Genomic DNA, 19,153 nt, shown 5'->3' on the forward strand with positions numbered 1-19,153 from the left:
CATTTTTGCTAGGCGACCCTAATCTGGGTCGCTTTTTCTTTTATACGATTTCTCATTGACGTCACCTGATAAAACTTTTCCACATAGCATGATCATTTCTCGATCATTGATCTTGCTGATCCTGATCTGATAATTCCTTTCTAAACATGGCTTTATTTTGGTTTTTTTGTTTTTTTGTTTCGTTTGGATAAGTGGTGGATAATTTCTATAAACAGAGTTATCCACAGGTGGTGGGTGCATTTATGAATAAAATCAAAAAATTTACGCGAACTGGATCGAGCGAACAAGATAGATTCAGATCGGTAGTCATGGCATTCTAAGCAGATCTCTTAAGTATTGATTTGGATACAGACAATTATGGCAAGTATTCCTGAAAACCCGTTGATTCTGATCGATGGCTCTTCTTATCTATATCGCGCTTTTCATGCTTACCCAGGCACGATGAGTAATGGTGACATCCCAACGAATGCCGTTTACGGTGTGGTAAACATGCTACGCAGTATGATGCGCCAATTTGCTTCTGATCGTATTGCTGTGGTTTTTGATGCGAAGGGAAAAACCTTCCGTGACGATATGTACCCGGAATATAAAGCACATCGTCCGCCGATGCCGGATGATCTTCGTTGCCAAATTGAACCTCTCCACAATGTGATCCGCGCCATGGGTTTGCCACTCATTTGTGTCCCTGGTGTGGAAGCTGATGACGTTATCGGCACGCTCGCTTACCAAGCGTCTCAACAAGGCATGCCTGTATTGATCAGTACTGGCGATAAAGATATGGCGCAGTTGGTGGATGACAATATCACCTTGATCAACACCATGACGAACGTTGTTATGGATCGCGAAGGCGTGGTGGAGAAGTTTGGAATCCCGCCAGAGCTGATCATCGACTACTTAGCGCTGATGGGCGATAAAGTCGACAACATCCCGGGCGTTCCTGGTGTCGGTGACAAAACTGCAACCGCGCTGCTACAAGGCATTGGCGGTCTAAACAAGCTATATGAAAACCTAGACGACATCGCGGCACTTGGTTTCCGTGGGTCGAAGACCATGGCGAAGAAGCTTGTGGATAACAAAGACAACGCCATGCTGTCTTATGAACTTGCGACCATCAAGCTGGATGTCGAGTTAGAAGAAACGCCAGAGTCGCTACTAAAAGCAGAACCAAGCAAAGATGAGTTGATCAAGCTCTACGGCCAGTTAACCTTCAAATCGTGGTTAAATGAACTATTAGAAGGCGGCAATGGTGTGGTTGAAGCGGATGAATCTGCTGGTGCAGTACGTTCATCTTCTGCGTCGAAAACCGATATGGATACCTCTGCGGTGAAAATCGATCGCAGTCAGTACGAAACCATCCTTGATGAAGCGTCTTTTAATGTGTGGCTAGATAAGCTGAAAGCGGCGGAGCTGTTCGCGTTTGATACGGAAACCGACAGTCTAGATTACATGGTGGCGAACCTCGTTGGTTTATCATTTGCGATCGATGAAGGTGTGGCGGCTTACGTTCCGGTTGCACACGACTACCTAGATGCACCTGCACAGCTAGATCGTGACTGGGTTTTAGCACAGCTTAAACCGATTCTTGAAGACGACGCTCAAGCGAAAGTCGGTCAGAACCTGAAATACGACGCTTCAGTATTGGCTCGCTACGGCATCGAGATGAAAGGCATCAAGCACGATACCATGCTGGCGTCCTACGTTTATAACAGCGTTGGTGGCAAGCACGATATGGATAGCCTTGCGCTGCGTTTCCTACAACACAGTTGTATCTCGTTTGAACAGATTGCAGGCAAAGGTAAGAACCAGCTTACGTTCAACCAAATCGAACTTGATCAAGCCTCGCCATACGCTGCCGAAGATGCGGACGTGACCCTGCGTTTGCACAATCGTTTGTCTGCGAATATCGAACAAGATGATAAGTTGAAATCGATATACGAAGAGATCGAAATGCCACTTGTGCCAGTGCTATCTCGCATTGAACGCACTGGCGTATTGATTGATGATATGAAGCTTGGTGCGCAATCGGTGGAAATTGCGGCCCGTCTAGAAGAGCTTGAGAAAAAAGCTTACGAAGTCGCAGAGCAAGAGTTCAACATGAACTCACCGAAGCAGTTGCAAGCGATCCTGTTTGAGAAAATGGGGCTGCCAGTCGTTAAGAAGACGCCATCAGGCACCCCTTCGACGAATGAAGAAGTATTACAAGAACTTGCGCTGGATTATCCTCTACCGAAACTGATTTTGGAATACCGTGGTCTGGCGAAGCTAAAATCGACCTACACTGATAAGCTACCGAAGATGATCAACCCTTCAACGGGTCGTGTGCATACCTCTTACCACCAAGCGGTAACGGCAACGGGTCGTCTATCGTCAACCGATCCAAACTTGCAGAACATCCCTATTCGCAATGAAGAAGGGCGTCGTATCCGTCAGGCGTTTATCGCTCCGACAGGCTACAAGATTCTGGCCGTCGACTATTCGCAAATTGAACTGCGTATTATGGCGCATCTCTCTGGTGACCAAGCATTACTTGATGCGTTTCGCCATGGAAAAGATATCCATGCGGCGACGGCTGCGGAAATTATGGGGTTAGCGATTGAAGATGTATCAAGTGAACAGCGCCGTCGTGCCAAAGCGGTTAATTTTGGTCTGATTTACGGCATGAGCGCATTTGGCCTTGCCAAGCAACTGGGTATTCCTCGCGGTGAAGCGCAAGCGTACATGGATAAATATTTTGAGCGTTACCCTGGCGTGATGCAGTACATGGAAGATACGCGTAGCACTGCTTCTGCTCAAGGTTATGTAGAAACCATCTTTGGTCGTCGTCTGCACCTTCCAGAAATTCAATCGCGCAACGGTATGCGTCGTAAAGCGGCGGAACGTGCGGCGATCAACGCACCGATGCAAGGTACGGCTGCGGACATCATCAAGAAAGCGATGCTGTTAGTGGATCAGTGGATTCAAGCTGAAGGTGATGGTCGTGTCAAACTTCTGATGCAAGTACACGATGAATTGGTGTTTGAAGTTGAAGAGTCGTCTTTAGTCGAAATTGAAAGTAAAGTACAAGAATTGATGGAGTCTGCAGCAGAGTTAAACGTCCCTCTAGTGGCAGATGCTGGTCATGGTGATAACTGGGATCAGGCGCACTAGACGGTTTTTGTTCAATTCAACTGATTTAATATGAGCTGGCGCACAAATACTGGCTTTTTTTTGCCAGTAAAAAAGTATTCTGATTTTTCACCGCTATGTTGTTTAACAAAACTTTCATGAAAAAAAACTACAAAAATACTTTGCATATCTGACCAATTGTTGTACATTAGTTCGCGTAGGGTACAGAGGTAAGATGTTCTATCTTTCAGACCTTTTGTTTCACGTTATTGGATTAGGCTGATTCAGCCGCCCCAGTCAGTTTTTGACTGGGGCGTTTTTTATTGGGCGAAAGAAAAATTTTCTTCCTGAACAATAAGTTAATCCTCGAATGTGTAAAGTCTCCCTGCTGGTTTCGCTAAGTCATTGCAAAACTTAACTATTTCCTATCTCTTTCTTCATTTTATTCATCCTGTAAATTTACACCAGTCACACTATAATTTTTTCTTTAAAGAAACTAAGTTACGCCTATCTGATGTTTGCTATTTCTTAAGTTGTTTGAATTTTAAGGTGATTTGATGAAAGTGGCGGTGTGGTGTGATAAAGAATGAAGTGCAGATTGTTTTTTAACCTATTGTAATCGAATCTTAGTTCAGTAATGCTTCGCCACATAACAATAATTACCAGTTTTTCTCTCCCGTTATCCCTGCCAGGAAGGCGGGGATTTTTATTGTCTGAAATTCATGTGGCTGCGCTGCAGATAAACAAAAGCCCCACCAAAAGGCAGGGCTATGCGAAAAAATTTAACAAAATATGTTAATTATTCTTCACCGTTCTCAGGCGCATCTTCTTCAAGCAGGTGTGCGAACGCTGGTGCAAACCAAGTATCCAGTTTGGCACGCAGTTGGTCGACACCCAGACCTTTCAGCGAAGAGAACACATCAACCGATACGTCACCACCAAAGGTTTCTACTTGCTTACGTACTTGAAGTAGTGTTTGCTTACGAGCCCCACTTTTAAGTTTGTCTGCTTTTGTTAGTAGTACCTGCACAGGGATGCGGCTGTCGATTGCCCAGAAAATCATTTGCTGGTCGAGGTCTTTCATTGGATGACGAATGTCCATTAGAACCACCAAGCCTTTTAGGCACTCGCGCTTCTGTAGGTATTCACCTAATGACTTCTGCCATTTGTTCTTCATCTCAACGGGAACTTGAGCGAAGCCGTATCCTGGCAAATCGACGATATGACAACCTTCTTCCACTTTAAACAGGTTGATCAATTGAGTACGACCAGGGGTCTTTGATGTCTTGGCTAAGCTTTTTTGGTTAGTTAGACGGTTAAGTGCACTCGATTTACCAGCGTTTGAGCGTCCTGCAAACGCGATTTCGACACCTTCGTCTTCAGGTAAATGACGAATATCAGGTGCGCTGGTGATGAAATGCGTGTTTTGGTAATGAATTTTTACGCTCACTGTTAACTCCATCTCGACTTTGTGTAGTCGATTGATTACTTTTTTGTGAAATTGTGTAAAATAACCGTGCTCGGCATAAGGTCGCCTATTGTATCATGAGTGTACGCGAGATGTTCAATCATGGTACTGGAAGCTTGATAATTATAATGGAATGTCATGAAGAAATTAGCGCTAATTTTGAGTCTTTTAGCCAGTTGCTCAGTATGGGCCCAAGGTAATATTGAAGCTGGTAAAGCAAAATCACAAACCTGTGTTGCCTGTCATGGAGCAGATGGTAACAGTGCACTCGCAATGTACCCTAGCCTTGCAGGCCAACACGCTAAGTATCTTGAGAAGCAGTTAAAAGATCTAAAACTCGGTATGACTAGTGGTGGTAAACAAGGTCGTTACGATCCTGTCATGAGTGGCATGGCAATGCCACTGAGTGATGAAGACATTGCGGATCTCTCTGCTTACTATGCCTCTTTACCCATCGCAGAGAGCTCAACCCCTGAAAATGTGGTGGAGCAAGGCAAAGTACTGTACACCGCTGGTGATGCAGAACGCGGTCTAACCGCATGTATTGCATGTCACGGTCCTCGTGGTAACGGCACTGAGCTTTCAGGTTTCCCTAAAATTTCGGGTCAGCATGCGGACTACATCAAAGCTCAGCTAGAAAAATTCCGTGATGGCCACCGTGGTAACGATATGAATGCCATGATGCGTGACATCGCGAAGAAAATGACAGACGAAGACATTGAAGTTCTGTCGAAATACGTTGGCGGTCTGCACTAACCCCCTACATCGTTCGAGCAAGGATATACAAAAATGCCCCGGTAAAACTGCTGGGGCATTTTTGTTGGCTATTTTTAGTGATCATGGTCACATTTGAATTTTGATGCAAAAGTGATAGATAGCTCGGGGGTTTGTGAGACATTTGCCATACCTGCTCGATACAATTTCTCGTCTTTATTTTTAAGCTGTTGATAGATTGGGTTATTTGTTTTTGCTCAAAAAATATTGTGAATAATTACGTTCCATGACTTGTCGGTTTTTGGAGAAACCGTAAAGTAGACGCTGTTCACAGGACGTGAATCACCGGAATTTAGACCATGGATATGAGGTCTCCAAGGACGCAAACGAAGGACGTTTGATAGTCGGAAAAAGGATGTAGGTAGGCAAGGAGCCTGCCAGATAAGGATGATCATCTCGTCTGACGGTAAAGACAGCGAAACGGATTCAGGCTTCAGGAAGTAGCTCAGAAGACAGGAAGTGAAGGGATAGCCAAAACTCATCAGGAAGATGAAGAACAACACTTTTTGGCAGGGAAAGCGCTAAAAACAAAAGGATTCTTGGTGCACTAAATGTGTGCAACACAGTTTCGCCATCTATGGTGGCATTCAGAAAGCGACAGTTTGACTGTCGCTTTTTTTATATTCATTTTTACCAATCAAAGTTTTTTAACAAAAATTGCTGAAAAAGTATCCAGCAACACTCCAATCTGTGTCCACTTTCTGGTATGTTTCGCATCCCTGTTTGAGGAAGTCAGCATGCACACCTGTCCTTTATGTCAGAATCAGCGAACTCACCACTATTTTGAAGATAGACAACGCGAATACCTTCAATGTGAACAGTGCCATTTAGTCTTTGTGAATCCAGACCAGCGTTTGGATGCGAAAAGTGAAAAGGCTCACTATGATCTGCATGAGAACAATCCCAACGATATGGGATATCGACGCTTTTTGTCGAGAATTGCTGAGCCAATCACAGCGCGAATTTCACCACAATCGAACGGAATCGACTTTGGTTGTGGTCCAGGCCCAACGCTTTCATTGATGTTAGAAGAAGCGGGGCATAGCATGGCGTTGTACGACCTTTACTACCACCCTGATACCTCGGTGCTAGAAAAGCAGTATGATTTTATGACAGCAACAGAGGTGATCGAACACCTCTACCACCCCAATTTGGTGTGGAAGCAATGGTTGAATTTAGTTAAGCCAGGTGGCTGGATAGGCTTGATGACGAAAATGGTCATCGACGCAGAAGCCTTTCAATCATGGCATTATAAGAATGATCTCACTCATGTGGTGTTCTTTAGCCGTGATACCTTCCAGTTCCTAGCTGAGCGGGATAAGCTCGAACTCGAATTTATTGGTAATGATGTTATTTTACTGAGGAAGACCCAGTAATGAGCCGTACAAAGAAATCTAGAAAGCCAGGTGCAGCAGGCGCACCTGATGTTATTGTTACTCGCAACCGTACAGAATCGGATGTGGAAGGCCGTCTACGCAAACGCGCTAAAAAGCGTAAAGGCTTAAAAAAAGGTAGCCGTAACTCTGAAGTCAACGAGAAGAAGAAACAGGCCGCGGCACAAAACCGTGATCCTCGTTTAGGCAGCAAGAAAAAAATTCCTTTGATTGTTGAGCCAGTGAAGAAGATGACTAAGCAGGAGCGTCAACTGTCAGCGCAACAAGAGCTAGAGATGCTAGAGAATGATGCGCAATTGAACGTATTGCTGGATCGCATCGAAGCGGGTGAAAACTTAGGTAAGGGTCTGCAGCAGTACGTTGATGAGAAGCTTGATCGTATCGAAAAACTGATGGACCAATTGGGTCTATTAGAGCCAGAAGAAGAGGAAGACTTTACTGCTCCTACAGCAAAAGGCTCTCGCAGTGATGATGATCTACTGGCGGACTTCGACGATATTAACTTCGACGACTATAAAGGATAAGTAATTCATGAACGTAACCTTATTAGCGATTGCGGGTGCAGTGATTATTATCGCGCTGGCTTCATATGCAGGTTACCTTCTGCTTCAATTGAAAAAGCAAAAGGAATTGCAGCTGAAGCATCAAAAATTGGCAATCGACAAGCGTAACGCCAATATTTTTGAGAGCGTGCATACGTTGTGTCAGGCTGGCATTCAGGGGCAGTGTGATTTGTCTGAAATCAGCATCCGTGTTTACAACATCATGGACTATGTCCAAGGTGACGATCGGGTGGATTTTGATAAAACCTATCCTGCAATTTCTGAGCTTTTTCATATTGTAAAAGATATGGCGCGCGGGGAAGACCGCCAGCAGCTCGCCAAGAAAGAGCGTATGCAACAAAATTTGATGCGTCATAATGCGGAAAGTCGCTTAACTGATGCGATCATTGAAGAACTCAAAATATTGCAGAAAAACGTCCAACCACTGAATAACCAAATTAATATTCAGATGATCTAATTGTTACACCCGGTGGTTTCCTTTAACCTCCGGGGTATCGTGATCACGCTAGCACTTCTTTGGTTTTATACTTAAAAAGCGGTTAGCGGTTACCTTTGTTCCCACCGTCGTGTGGCAAAATAACGGTTTCTGAATATCGGGTGACAGTTTTCGTTGCCCTAGCATTTTACGGAAAGTACCACCATGTCGAATCAACACTCTGAATCGAAACAGCAAATCGTCTGGGATCAAGCGGTATTGGATAAGTACAACTATTCCGGTCCTCGCTACACGTCGTACCCAACAGCGCTGGAGTTTCATGAAGCATTTACCATCTCGGACTACGATATGGCATGCACTCAGTACTCAGATCGTCCGTTATCGCTGTACGTTCACATTCCGTTCTGTCATAAGCTTTGCTATTACTGCGGCTGTAATAAAGTGATTACTCGCCATTCGCACAAAGCCGACGAATATCTCGATGTGCTTGAGCATGAAATTCGTCAACGCGCCGCATTGTTGGTTGGACGCAAGGTAACTCAGCTGCACTTTGGTGGTGGTACGCCAACGTTCCTGTCTGAAAAGCAAATCACTCGCGTGATGAACCTATTACGTGCAGAGTTTAGCTTCAGTGTCGACGCTGAGATAAGCATTGAAGTTGACCCACGTGAAATCGAGCTATCCATGCTCGATCACCTGCGTGGTGAGGGCTTTAACCGTTTAAGCATTGGCGTGCAGGACTTTAACAAAGAAGTGCAGCTCCTTGTAAACCGTGAACAAGATGAAGCGTTCATCTTTGCGATGGTGGCTCGTGCGAAAGAGCTTGGTTTCCGCTCGACTAACTTGGATTTGATTTACGGTTTACCTAAGCAAACCAAGGATTCCTTTGCTAAGACGCTTGAGCAAGTGTTAGAAATGCAGCCGGGTCGTTTGTCTGTGTTTAACTACGCACATATGCCACAACTGTTTGCTGCGCAGCGCAAGATTAAAGACGAAGACCTACCAAAAGCGGAAGAGAAGATGGCGATCCTACAAGACACCATCGCAACGCTTACTGGCGCTGGCTACCAGTTTATCGGCATGGATCACTTTGCGATGCCGGATGATGAACTCGCTGTGGCGCAGCGTGACGGTATTTTGCACCGTAACTTCCAAGGCTATACTACTCAAGGCGAGTGTGATTTGGTTGGCTTCGGTGTTTCAGCGATTTCAATGATCGGTGATGCTTATGCGCAAAACCAGAAAGAGCTGAAGAAGTACTACGCGCAGGTGAATGAGTTGCGTCATGCGCTGTGGAAAGGCGTGTCACTGGATGCGGATGATTTACTGCGTCGTGAAGTGATTAAGCAGCTGATCTGTAACTTCAAGCTAGACAAAAAAGCGATCGAATCTGAATTTAAAGTTACCTTTAATCAGTACTTCAAAGAAGATCTACAGCTACTGCAAACCTTCATCAATGATGGTCTAGTGGAAGTGGATGACAATGAAATTCGCGTTACGCTACGTGGTCGTCTGTTGATCCGCAATATCTGTATGTGCTTCGATAAGTACTTAAGAGCGAAAGCGCGCCAGCAGCAATTCTCTCGAGTAATCTAAACTACGCCACGTAGAGCAAATACAAAAATGCCAGCAGATGCTGGCATTTTTTATGTCTTTCGTTGTAACTAAACGCGATCTTTTACTTTTTCTTTTAGCTCAGATTTCTCTGCTTCTGACAAGAATGCAAGGTCGAGGCCGTTGATTTGTGCTTGGCGAATTTGTGCTTGGGTTAAACCTGCGGCTGGTGCCGCGACTTCGTATTCGTATGGTAATTCGATGCCCTCAACCGCTGGGTCGTCAGTGTTTAGACACGCAAGTACGCCATGGTCTAGGAACGGTTTGATAGGGTGGTTTGCCAGTGACTCAACCGTACTGGTTTGGACGTTCGATGTTAGGCAAGACTCAATACCAATACGGTTTTCCGCAAGGTAATCCATCAGCTTAGGATCGTGAATTGCCTTCACGCCGTGACCAATGCGGGTGGCACCAAGTTCATTGATTGCTTGCCACATGCTTTCTGCACCAGCCGCTTCACCTGCGTGAACGGTAATGTTTAAACCTGCGTCACGTACTTGTTTGAAGTGAGAAACAAAGCGTTCGCCAGGTTGACCAAGTTCGTCACCCGCTAAGTCGACAGCGACAATGTGATCTTTCTGGCTAAGGATGGCATCCAGCTCTTGTTGGCAAGCATCAGTACCAAAAGTACGGCTCATGATACCGATCAGGTTCGTTTTGATGCCGAAATCGCGCATACCAGCCTGAACACCATCAACAACAGCTTCGACTACGCCTGCAACGGGTAGTTTGTGTTTCATTGCCATGTAGTAAGGAGAAAAACGCAGTTCGGCGTAATCAATTTGTGCGTTCAGCGCATCTTCTACGTTTTCGTAAGCAACACGGCGACATGCGTCTAGATCACCCAGAACTGCGACGCCCCAGTCAAGTTTAGAAAGGAAAGCAACCAGCGATGGTTCTGCTTCGACAATCTGAACGTGTGGGGTTAAAGATTCAATATCGTAAGCGGGTAGAGCAACACCAAACTGTTGGCCAAGCTCGAGAATGGTCTTAGTACGAATGTTACCGTCAAGGTGACGGTGCAAATCAGTTAGGGGAAGATTCTTAGTTATCATTATGTCGATCCGAATGTTGTGAACAGGAACAAAGCCCCCGAATTATCAGTGATAATGCATGGGTAAGATTTGCAGTTAAGTATAATGAACAGTTAGCTAGATTGTCAGTAGAGGTTGACTATGAAAGCAACGATTTTAGCTCTTTTCTACTTATGTTAACGAAATTCGGTGGCCATTCTTCTATCGGCAAAGGACGGCGGTAATAAAACCCTTGAACTTGATTACCGGCCAATGAGCTAAGTAGTTGAGCTGCATGGCATTCTCCACCCTCTCCGCCACTACGTACGCTTTCAGGCTTTTCGTGATACTTATGATGGTGGCCACCACAGAGCTACCTGAGTCCTCTTTGCTTAGTCGGGTGATGAAGGTGCGGTCTATCTTTAAGCATGTGAATGGCAGGGTGTGCAGATAGGCCAAAGATGAATATCCAGTGCTCAAGTCGTCAATCGCAGTACCCAGCCCCATTTCACACAGTTTCATCATACTGCCCAAGGTGGTTGGTAGTGATGGGTAAACTCACGGTTATCAATTTCGGTTTGAGTTTGGGTCACCACTTTCGTGCGGAATTTTTATGCGCTCGCCATCTCTGGATGATAATCGCATCCCCGTGTGTGTATCTTGCTTAGTGTCACTGAGAGCAATGCTTGCATTACGTAACCAGAGTGGCATGTTTTGTCTTGCATGAGTTTGTACGACACCAATGGATACTTTGATAAACACAGCCTCACATTCCAGCATAAAAGGTGAAGCAACGAGTTGAGTAAGCATTTTTCCATTAAGCTAATCACACAAGGGATGGAGGTCTGCGATTGTACTGACGTTTGAGCTATCAAGCGAGTCGAATAATATTCGCTTGATAACTATTTCTTACATTGTCGTTAGTACAATTCTTTTAATTTTCTGGTTAGTGTATTGCGACCCCAACCCAGTACTTTCGCCGCATCTTGCTTGTGACCTTTAGTGTGTTCTAGCGCGGCTTCCAATAGAATGCGTTCAAACTCTGGTAAGGCGTAAGACAGCAACTCTTTATCTCCTGCAGCCAAAGCATGACGCGCCCATTTAGACAATTGCTCTTGCCAACGGCCATGTTCCGAATCTGTCGTGATCTTTTTCTCTTCCAGTAACTCTGGTGGTAGATCGCTCGGAAGGACTTCACTGCCACTTGCCATCACGGTCAGCCAACGACAAATATTTTCCAGTTGTCGCACGTTCCCTGGCCAAGCTAAACGATTGAGGATCTCAACGGATGATGGGTGTAGAGTTTTGGTTTCAACACTGAGTTCATCGGCGGCACGCACTAAGAAGTGTTGAGTCAGCTTTTCGATATCTTGTCGACGTTCGCGAAGTGCGGGAATTTGTACGCGAATAACGTTGAGACGATGAAACAAGTCCTCACGAAAATCGCCATTGTGGACCAGTTTTTCTAAGTTTTGGTGAGTGGCGGCGACAATCCGGACATCAACGCTGATCGGAGAATGCCCACCGACGCGGTAGAACTGTCCATCAGCAAGTACGCGTAATAATCGAGTTTGAATATCTAACGGCATGTCCCCAATTTCATCTAAGAATAAGGTGCCACCGTTGGCTTGTTCGAAGCGCCCTTGGCGCACACTATTGGCACCAGTAAATGCGCCTTTTTCATGACCAAACAGTTCGGACTCAATCAAGTCTTTAGGAATGGCGGCCATGTTGAGGGCAATAAAAGGTTTATTCGCTCGTGGACTATGGCGATGTAAAGCATGAGCGACAAGTTCTTTACCCGTACCTGATTCGCCATTAATTAATACCGAGATTGATGAGCGAGACAGTCGACCAATGGCTCGAAACACTTCTTGCATTGCAGGTGCTTCACCAATGATCTCTGGCGCATCAGCAGGTACATCGTCAGGCAGTAAATGCTCACGCTTGTTCTCTTGGCTATGGGCGATTGCCCTTTCTACAAGTGTGAGTGTTTCATCAATATCAAAGGGTTTCGGTAGATATTCAAACGCTCCTTTTTGGTACGCATTGACGGCTGCATCGAGATCTGAATGTGCTGTCATGATGATAACAGGCAGATCAGGGTAATTCTGTTGCAGTTGCTTAAGCAGTTCTAGGCCATCAATGCCTGGCATTCGAATATCAGACACCAATACATCAGGGACTTCACGTTCGAGCGCCATTAGTACGCTCTCCCCATCGGCATAGGTTTCACATTTGATATTGGCCGAAGAGAGGGTTTTCTCCATCACCCAGCGAATTGAACTGTCGTCATCAACGACCCAAACATATCCTTTACTCATGTCATAAATCCTTGCAGCAAAAGGCCTAATTACTGACGAATACTCAAGTTATAGAGGTTGGTCAGATTGGCAAATAAATCGTAAAATTGGTGTGGCCCGGCCAGCTCTCGACATCAATCTTGCCGCTATGCTGGTCGATCAAGTTTTGTGAAATAGACAACCCAAGTCCAGTGCCCCCCTCACGGCCGCTGACCATAGGGTAGAACAGGGTATCTTGTAGTTCTGGTGGTATTCCCGGACCATTGTCAGTGATTTCAATGCGAGCGGCGAGTTTACAACGCTGACCATGAATGTTCGCTTGGTGCACCGTTCTGGTGCGAATTGTGATTTTTCCATGTTCTTGGCGAGACAGAATCTGCGCTGCGTTACTGACGATGTTAAGCATGGCTTGCTCGATTTGATCGGCATCCATCAATATTTCTGGCAAGCTCGGATCGTAATCTCGTTCAATCACGACATTATGCTGAGACTCCAGCTCAACCAGTTGGCGAACTTTTTCCAAAACTTGATGAAGGTTCTCTTCGCTTTTCTTGCCCGGTTTTTGTGGGCCTAGTAGGCGATCAACGAGTGCTCTTAAACGGTCGGCTTGCTCAATGATGATATGGGTGTATTCCTGTAGTGAGGGATCTGGCAACATTTTTTGTAAGAGCTGTGCGGCTCCGCGCAGGCCACCGAGTGGGTTTTTAATTTCATGAGCAAGCCCTCGAACCAACAGCTTGGCGGCTTGCTGTTGCGCGTGTTGATTGAGCTCTTGCGTCAGACGACGTTGCTGATCGATTTTACGCATTTCTACTAGTAGCATCAGCTGTTTTTGCCAAGTGATCGGGCTAACGGTGACTTCTAACATTAAAGGGCGCCCATCGACGACAAAAGTGACGTCACTGTCGGTAATGCTTTGGCCGCTTTGTAATGGTTGTGTAAGTAGGGCTAAGTCCATCGAAGCATGTTGGATAAGTTGCGATAGCGGCTGATCGATAATGCGTTTGGCACTTTGAGAGAATAGTAGTTCAGCGGCAGGGTTGGCATGGCGAATAGCCAACTCATCATCAAGAATCAGTGTTGCTGTCACCATGTTATTGAGAATGGCGCAGGAGAGGCTGGTATCCACATTACGTCCTTGTTTGCGTTGTGACTGTGCGTTGCACTACATTGGTGCAATAGAGCGTAAGTATGGCGAATAATTCTCAGAAGAAAAAGCGAAAAGCGTGGTTAGAGTTCGTTTTTTTCACTAAATATTCTATTTTGCCCCTTTAATGGTCGGCTTGATACTTGCTCTATGTAAATGCACCGTTATAGGGCTAGTAGATGCAATAAGCTTGCCGCTTCGCTTCGCTTGCACCGCAAGGGTGTGGGTGCCTCGATCAATATTGTTCAGCTGCCAAGTTAAACGGTGTTGTGGCACGCCATGGGGCTTACCATCAAGGAAGAGTTGCAACTGTTCGTCAATACCTAATTTACGGTTGGCCTTGAGCTGAATGTGGATGATTCCTTGATTACTGCGAATGGTTTCATCATGCTGAGGGGTGAGCGTAGCGAGGGAAAGCGGTAAAGGCTTGTCTGTTTTTGGTTTATCATTCGCTTGTGGTACAGGGCGTGTTTTTTTTTGAGGAGCGAGAGACTCGGTATTTTCCACTCTAGGTGCAGGTGAAGTGGATTCGAGGTTTGGTAGAGAAATGGCTTGCGCACCTTGGTTTGGTGTATCACTGAAGTGCACCTGCCCCTCTTTATCAACCCAAGTGTAAGCCACTTGGGCCAATGAAGCCGTGGTAATTAGCAAGCTGCTGATCGCGCATAGCGATGGTAAAAGCTGAACTTTCATTGCCCACCTTCTTTTGATCGATGATTTCACGTTTTGGTTGCTTACTCTTTGACTCATAAGAAAAATAGTTTGAGTGTATTTCAGTTATCCCTCCATGTTAAACACCCTAGTTAGTCGAGCGAATACAAAAAAGGCCCACCTGCGAGGCGAGCCTAATATTTAGTAACCTGTGTTTACACCTTACACAGCGAGGGTCTTATACTGAGTAGTATAGTTCGAACTCAAGTGGGTGAGTCGCCATGTTGATACGCTCTACATCTTGAGATTTCAGTGCGATGTAAGAATCGATGAAGTCATCAGAGAATACGCCACCTGTAGTTAAGAACTCGCGATCTTCGTCAAGTGCTTTTAGTGCCACTTCTAGAGACTCTGCCACTTTTGGAATTTCTGCCGCTTCTTCTGCTGGTAAGTCGTACAAGTCTTTGTCCATCGCTTCACCTGGGTGAATCTTGTTCTTGATACCGTCAAGACCAGCCATTAGTAGACATGCAAACGCTAGGTATGGGTTTGCTGCTGGATCTGGGAAGCGAGCTTCTATACGACGCGCTTTCGGGCTTGGTACCACAGGGATACGGATAGAAGCACTACGGTTACGAGCAGAGTAAGCTAGCATAACTGGTGCTTCAAAGCCTGGTACAAGACGTTTGTATGAGTTCGTTGATGGGTTAGCAAACGCGTTGATAGCGCGAGCATGCTTGATGATACCACCGATGTAGTAAAGTGCAGTTTCAGATAGACCACCGTACTTGTCGCCAGCAAATAGGTTAACACCATCTTTTGCTAGAGATTGGTGAACGTGCATGCCGCTGCCGTTATCACCAACAAGAGGCTTAGGCATGAATGTTGCCGTCTTACCAAATGCGTGAGCTACGTTGTGTACCACGTATTTGTAGATTTGGATTTCGTCCGCTTTAGCCGTTAGTGTGTTGAAACGCGTCGCGATTTCGTTTTGACCTGCCGTTGCTACCTCGTGGTGGTGAGCTTCTACAACTAGGCCCATCTCTTCCATGACTAGACACATTGCAGAGCGGATGTCTTGAGATGAATCCACTGGTGCGACTGGGAAGTAACCGCCTTTCACGCCTGGACGGTGACCTTTGTTACCACCTTCGATTTCAGTACCGGTGTTCCAAGCTGCTTCTACGTCGTCGATCTTGAAGAAAGAACCAGACATGTCGTTAGAGAATTTCACATCGTCAAATAGGAAAAACTCTGGCTCAGGACCGACAAGAACAGTGTCTGCGATACCCGTAGAGCGCATGTAGTCTTCAGCACGTTTAGCGATTGAACGTGGGTCACGATCGTAACCTTGCATTGTTGCAGGCTCAAGAATGTCACAACGAACGTTTAGCGTTGCGTCTTCTGTGAATGGGTCAAGCACTGCAGAAGATGCGTCTGGCATCATCACCATATCTGACTCGTTGATACCTTTCCAGCCCGCTACTGAAGAACCATCGAACATCTTACCTTCTTCGAAGAAGTCTGCGTCGATTTGGTGAGCAGGGATAGAGATATGTTGCTCTTTACCTTTCGTATCAGTAAAGCGTAGGTCAACAAACTTAACTTCGTTTTCTTGGATCAGCGATAGAACGTTTTCTACTGACATCTTGGATAACCTCCAGTGTTAATAAAGCGGTAAACTCGATTGATGAATCGTTGATAAAATCCAGCATTGATTAATCTGTTTGACATATCGTTAATCGATGCTTGTTTATCTAAAGCCAAAACCGTGCCAAAAAAAATATTACTGTATTTTCAGTGCCTTGTGGTTTTTGGTGCTCATTTGGTGCAAACCTTTGCACCAAAATGATCTAATGATGCACAGGTTTGGTGCGTCAAACTAGTGTTGCACCATCATGTGACAAAATTATTGTTCATTCAGCCTGTTTTTTGAGCGTTGGTCAATTTCTATTAACGGTGATGGGGATAAAATTGAGCTGAATCAATCCGCTGTACATCAGAAAGTGAGCGTTAAGCGTAAATTTGACAGAAATGCTCGGGAGTAGATCACATATTTCTATGCTTTTTGCTAAAATCTGGTACATTATGGCCGTTTTTTTAATCAGCAAATGTCACCTAGAGAGCACCCGTTCTCAGTGTGGGGGCATTTCATCTATCTAAGTGAATCAAATCCATGGCTACTCCACAGATTGATAAATTAAGAAATATCGCGATCATCGCGCACGTTGACCACGGTAAAACAACACTGGTTGATAAACTACTACAACAATCAGGTACTCTAGAGTCTCGCGGCGAAGCTGAAGAGCGAGTCATGGACTCAAACGACATCGAAAAAGAACGTGGTATTACCATTCTTGCTAAAAACACAGCAATTAACTGGAATGATTACCGCATCAACATCGTTGATACTCCGGGACACGCGGACTTCGGTGGTGAAGTAGAACGTATCATGTCGATGGTAGACTCAGTACTACTTATCGTAGACGCAGTTGACGGCCCAATGCCACAAACGCGTTTCGTTACACAAAAAGCATTCGCGCATGGTCTTAAGCCAATCGTTGTAATCAACAAGATTGACCGTCCTGGCGCACGTCCTGATTGGGTTATGGACCAAGTGTTCGACCTATTCGACAACCTAGGTGCAACGGATGAACAGCTAGACTTTAAAGTGGTTTACGCATCAGCACTAAACGGCTGGGCGACGCTAGAAGAAGGCGAAACTGGCGAAAACATGGAACCACTGTTCCAAACTATCGTTGATCAAGTAGAAGCGCCAAATGTTGACCTTGACGGTCCACTACAGATGCAAATCTCTCAGCTAGATTACAGCTCATACGTTGGTGTAATCGGTGTGGCTCGTGTAACTCGTGGTACAGTGCGTCCTAACCAACAAGTGACTATCGTAAGCGCTGATGGTAAGAAACGTAACGGTAAAGTGGGCACAGTAATGGGCTACCTTGGCCTAGAACGTCATGACATCGAGCAAGCTAACGCAGGTGACATTATTGCGATCACAGGTCTTGGCGAACTTAAGATCTCTGACACTATCTGTGACGTGAACAACGTTGAAGCGATGATTCCGCTTTCTGTTGATGAACCAACAGTAACCATGACGTTCCAAGTAAACACTTCACCGTTCGCGGGTAAAGAAGGTAAGTTCGTTACTTCACGTAACATCCTTGAGCGTCTACAAAAAGAGCTTGTTCACAACGTTGCTCTACGCGTTGAGGAGACGGATAACCCAGATCGCTTCCGCGTATCAGGTCGTGGTGAACTTCACCTATCTATCCTGATCGAAAACATGCGTCGTGAAGGTTTCGAGCTAGCGGTATCTCGTCCTGAAGTAATCATCAAGCGTGATGAAAATGGTAACCTAGAAGAACCGTTTGAAACGGTAACTATCGACGTCATGGAAGAAAACCAAGGCGGTATCATGGAAGCTATCGGTCTTCGTAAAGGCGAACTGACTGATATGTCTCCAGATGGCAAAGGCCGTGTTCGTATGGACTTCATGATGCCTTCTCGTGGTCTGATTGGTTTCCAAACAGAATTCATGACACTGACTTCAGGTTCTGGTCTTCTTTACCATACGTTTGATCACTACGGCCCACACAAAGGCGGTACGATCGGTCAACGTAACAACGGTGTTCTAATTTCGAACGCAACAGGTAAAGCTCTGACTTACGCACTGTTCAACCTTCAAGAACGTGGTCGTTTATTTGCTGAGCACGCTGATGAAGTATACGAAGGTCAGGTTATCGGTATTCACAACCGTTCAAACGACCTAACAGTAAACTGTCTGAAAGGTAAGCAGCTCACCAACGTTCGTGCATCAGGTACTGATGAAGCGCAGGTTCTTACTCCAGCAATCAAATACACGCTAGAGCAAGCACTGGAGTTCATCGATGATGACGAACTAGTAGAAGTAACACCTGAAAGCATCCGTATTCGTAAACGTCACCTGACAGAAAACGATCGTAAACGTGCTTCACGTGATGCAAAGTAATCCTCTAATCTAGGTTAGTTGATATCAGAAAGCCCTAAGCCGCACTGCGACTTAGGGTTTTTTATTGCCTGATTCTCACCGATTCCGTATGACGACAGAATCGGTGAGAGATCTTAGATCGATGAGCAATGAGGTCATGAGTGAAACCCATCATCATTACTGGCGGACCGGGAGCCGGAAAAACCACACTTGTTAAGGCTCTGTCTGAATTTGGTTATGCCACTTTTGAAGAAGCGTCTCGTCGGTTAATTGCCGAGCAAAGTCGTATTCCTAATGGAGTGCTCCCTTGGACGAATTTGCCGGCGTTCGCTAAGTTATGTCTTGCATTGATGAGGAAGCAAAAACATCAGGCTTTGTGCCATGAGATTGCTTTTGTTGATCGCGCGATCCCAGATATCGCCGCTTACTTGAAAATCGGCGGTTGTAGTGTGGAGAGAGCCTTTGCTGTTGAGGGGATAGGCTACCATCACCTGGTATTTGCCTGCCGACCTGAAGCGGCTATTTATGTGCAGGATGAGGTTCGTCCACACCGTTTTGAGGAAGCACTGCAGATTCATCAGACGTTAGTCGATACTTATGCTAGACAGGGTTACCAAGTGGTCGATGTGCCATGGGGAACGGTAGAAGACAGAGTCGCTTTTATTCGGCGTGCTAGTGGGTTGCTTGGGCGATAAGA

15 protein-coding genes are annotated in these 19,153 nt (G+C 45.6%); 8 read left to right on the plus strand and 7 right to left on the minus strand.

What is annotated here, in order from left to right:
- Positions 1-357 precede the first annotated feature (357 nt).
- Positions 358-3,147 carry a DNA polymerase I gene (gene polA, locus AK965_RS08140; protein ID WP_099079139.1) on the plus strand — a complete coding sequence of 930 codons (2,790 nt, stop codon included), beginning with the start codon at positions 358-360 and terminating at the stop codon, positions 3,145-3,147.
- A gap of 757 nt (positions 3,148-3,904) precedes the next feature.
- On the opposite strand, the gene yihA is transcribed toward polA, so the two are convergent.
- On the minus strand, positions 3,905-4,555 hold the full coding sequence (gene yihA / locus AK965_RS08150) for a ribosome biogenesis GTP-binding protein YihA/YsxC (RefSeq protein ID WP_099079140.1): 651 nt from the start codon (positions 4,553-4,555) through the stop codon (positions 3,905-3,907).
- 156 nt (positions 4,556-4,711) lie between these two features.
- On the opposite strand from yihA, the gene AK965_RS08155 reads away from it, so the two are divergent.
- The 5 genes from AK965_RS08155 (at position 4,712) to hemN (ending at position 9,336) form a co-directional block, all read left to right on the plus strand.
- Positions 4,712-5,329 (plus strand): cytochrome c, encoded by a 618-nt coding sequence (locus AK965_RS08155; protein WP_099079141.1) that lies wholly within the window; start codon positions 4,712-4,714, stop codon positions 5,327-5,329.
- Positions 5,330-6,084: 755 nt separating this feature from the next.
- Entirely contained in the window at positions 6,085-6,723 is a 639-nt protein-coding gene (locus tag AK965_RS08165) for a class I SAM-dependent methyltransferase (RefSeq protein WP_172438105.1), read from the plus strand.
- Positions 6,723-7,265 (plus strand): Der GTPase-activating protein YihI, encoded by a 543-nt coding sequence (gene yihI, locus AK965_RS08170; RefSeq protein WP_099079142.1) that lies wholly within the window; start codon positions 6,723-6,725, stop codon positions 7,263-7,265. The genes AK965_RS08165 and yihI overlap by 1 nt, the downstream gene beginning before the upstream one ends.
- Positions 7,266-7,272: 7 nt before the next feature.
- Positions 7,273-7,761, plus strand: coding sequence for a DUF2489 domain-containing protein (locus tag AK965_RS08175; protein ID WP_099079143.1), 489 nt, complete (start codon positions 7,273-7,275; stop codon positions 7,759-7,761).
- A 183-nt stretch (positions 7,762-7,944) separates the two neighbouring features.
- Positions 7,945-9,336 (plus strand): oxygen-independent coproporphyrinogen III oxidase, encoded by a 1,392-nt coding sequence (hemN, locus tag AK965_RS08180; protein ID WP_099079144.1) that lies wholly within the window; start codon positions 7,945-7,947, stop codon positions 9,334-9,336.
- A gap of 68 nt (positions 9,337-9,404) precedes the next feature.
- On the opposite strand, the gene add is transcribed toward hemN, so the two are convergent.
- From add to glnA, 6 genes are all read right to left on the minus strand, one after another.
- Entirely contained in the window at positions 9,405-10,409 is a 1,005-nt protein-coding gene (gene add / locus AK965_RS08185) for an adenosine deaminase (protein ID WP_099079145.1), read from the minus strand.
- 180 nt (positions 10,410-10,589) lie between these two features.
- Positions 10,590-10,892, minus strand: coding sequence for an EAL domain-containing protein (locus AK965_RS20670; RefSeq protein WP_367379306.1), 303 nt, complete (start codon positions 10,890-10,892; stop codon positions 10,590-10,592).
- A gap of 395 nt (positions 10,893-11,287) precedes the next feature.
- Entirely contained in the window at positions 11,288-12,691 is a 1,404-nt protein-coding gene (glnG, locus tag AK965_RS08195) for a nitrogen regulation protein NR(I) (RefSeq protein WP_099079146.1), read from the minus strand.
- Between the two features lie 61 nt (positions 12,692-12,752).
- Positions 12,753-13,763 (minus strand): nitrogen regulation protein NR(II), encoded by a 1,011-nt coding sequence (glnL, locus tag AK965_RS08200; protein WP_253252678.1) that lies wholly within the window; start codon positions 13,761-13,763, stop codon positions 12,753-12,755.
- Between the two features lie 165 nt (positions 13,764-13,928).
- Positions 13,929-14,510, minus strand: coding sequence for a DUF4124 domain-containing protein (locus AK965_RS08205; RefSeq protein ID WP_099079148.1), 582 nt, complete (start codon positions 14,508-14,510; stop codon positions 13,929-13,931).
- Positions 14,511-14,706: 196 nt separating this feature from the next.
- Positions 14,707-16,116: a glutamate--ammonia ligase gene (glnA, locus tag AK965_RS08210; protein ID WP_099079149.1), complete on the minus strand. Its 1,410-nt coding sequence runs from the start codon at positions 16,114-16,116 to the stop codon at positions 14,707-14,709.
- 528 nt (positions 16,117-16,644) lie between these two features.
- Between glnA and typA the strand changes: the two genes are divergently transcribed.
- Both typA and AK965_RS08220 read left to right on the plus strand, forming a co-directional pair.
- Complete coding sequence (gene typA / locus AK965_RS08215) at positions 16,645-18,477, plus strand: translational GTPase TypA (protein WP_099079150.1); 1,833 nt, start codon at positions 16,645-16,647, stop codon at positions 18,475-18,477.
- A 140-nt stretch (positions 18,478-18,617) separates the two neighbouring features.
- Positions 18,618-19,151: an AAA family ATPase gene (locus tag AK965_RS08220; protein WP_099079151.1), complete on the plus strand. Its 534-nt coding sequence runs from the start codon at positions 18,618-18,620 to the stop codon at positions 19,149-19,151.
- Positions 19,152-19,153: the final 2 nt, after the last annotated feature.

Origin of the sequence: Vibrio sp. PID17_43 (assembly GCF_002608565.1) — a bacterium.
Classification (GTDB): domain Bacteria; phylum Pseudomonadota; class Gammaproteobacteria; order Enterobacterales; family Vibrionaceae; genus Vibrio.

What these genes read in the sequence shown, in the direction of transcription:
- AK965_RS08155 (WP_099079141.1), top strand. Translation starts at nt 4,712, where the DNA reads ATGAAGAAATTAGCGCTAATTTTGAGTCTTTTAGCCAGTTGCTCAGTA.
- typA (WP_099079150.1), top strand. Translation starts at nt 16,645, where the DNA reads ATGGCTACTCCACAGATTGATAAATTAAGAAATATCGCGATCATCGCG.
- glnL (WP_253252678.1), bottom strand. Translation starts at nt 13,763, where the DNA reads ATGGTGACAGCAACACTGATTCTTGATGATGAGTTGGCTATTCGCCAT.
- AK965_RS08165 (WP_172438105.1), top strand. Translation starts at nt 6,085, where the DNA reads ATGCACACCTGTCCTTTATGTCAGAATCAGCGAACTCACCACTATTTT.
- hemN (WP_099079144.1), top strand. Translation starts at nt 7,945, where the DNA reads ATGTCGAATCAACACTCTGAATCGAAACAGCAAATCGTCTGGGATCAA.
- AK965_RS08175 (WP_099079143.1), top strand. Translation starts at nt 7,273, where the DNA reads ATGAACGTAACCTTATTAGCGATTGCGGGTGCAGTGATTATTATCGCG.
- yihI (WP_099079142.1), top strand. Translation starts at nt 6,723, where the DNA reads ATGAGCCGTACAAAGAAATCTAGAAAGCCAGGTGCAGCAGGCGCACCT.
- AK965_RS20670 (WP_367379306.1), bottom strand. Translation starts at nt 10,892, where the DNA reads ATGATGAAACTGTGTGAAATGGGGCTGGGTACTGCGATTGACGACTTG.
- glnG (WP_099079146.1), bottom strand. Translation starts at nt 12,691, where the DNA reads ATGAGTAAAGGATATGTTTGGGTCGTTGATGACGACAGTTCAATTCGC.
- glnA (WP_099079149.1), bottom strand. Translation starts at nt 16,116, where the DNA reads ATGTCAGTAGAAAACGTTCTATCGCTGATCCAAGAAAACGAAGTTAAG.
- add (WP_099079145.1), bottom strand. Translation starts at nt 10,409, where the DNA reads ATGATAACTAAGAATCTTCCCCTAACTGATTTGCACCGTCACCTTGAC.
- AK965_RS08205 (WP_099079148.1), bottom strand. Translation starts at nt 14,510, where the DNA reads ATGAAAGTTCAGCTTTTACCATCGCTATGCGCGATCAGCAGCTTGCTA.
- polA (WP_099079139.1), top strand. Translation starts at nt 358, where the DNA reads ATGGCAAGTATTCCTGAAAACCCGTTGATTCTGATCGATGGCTCTTCT.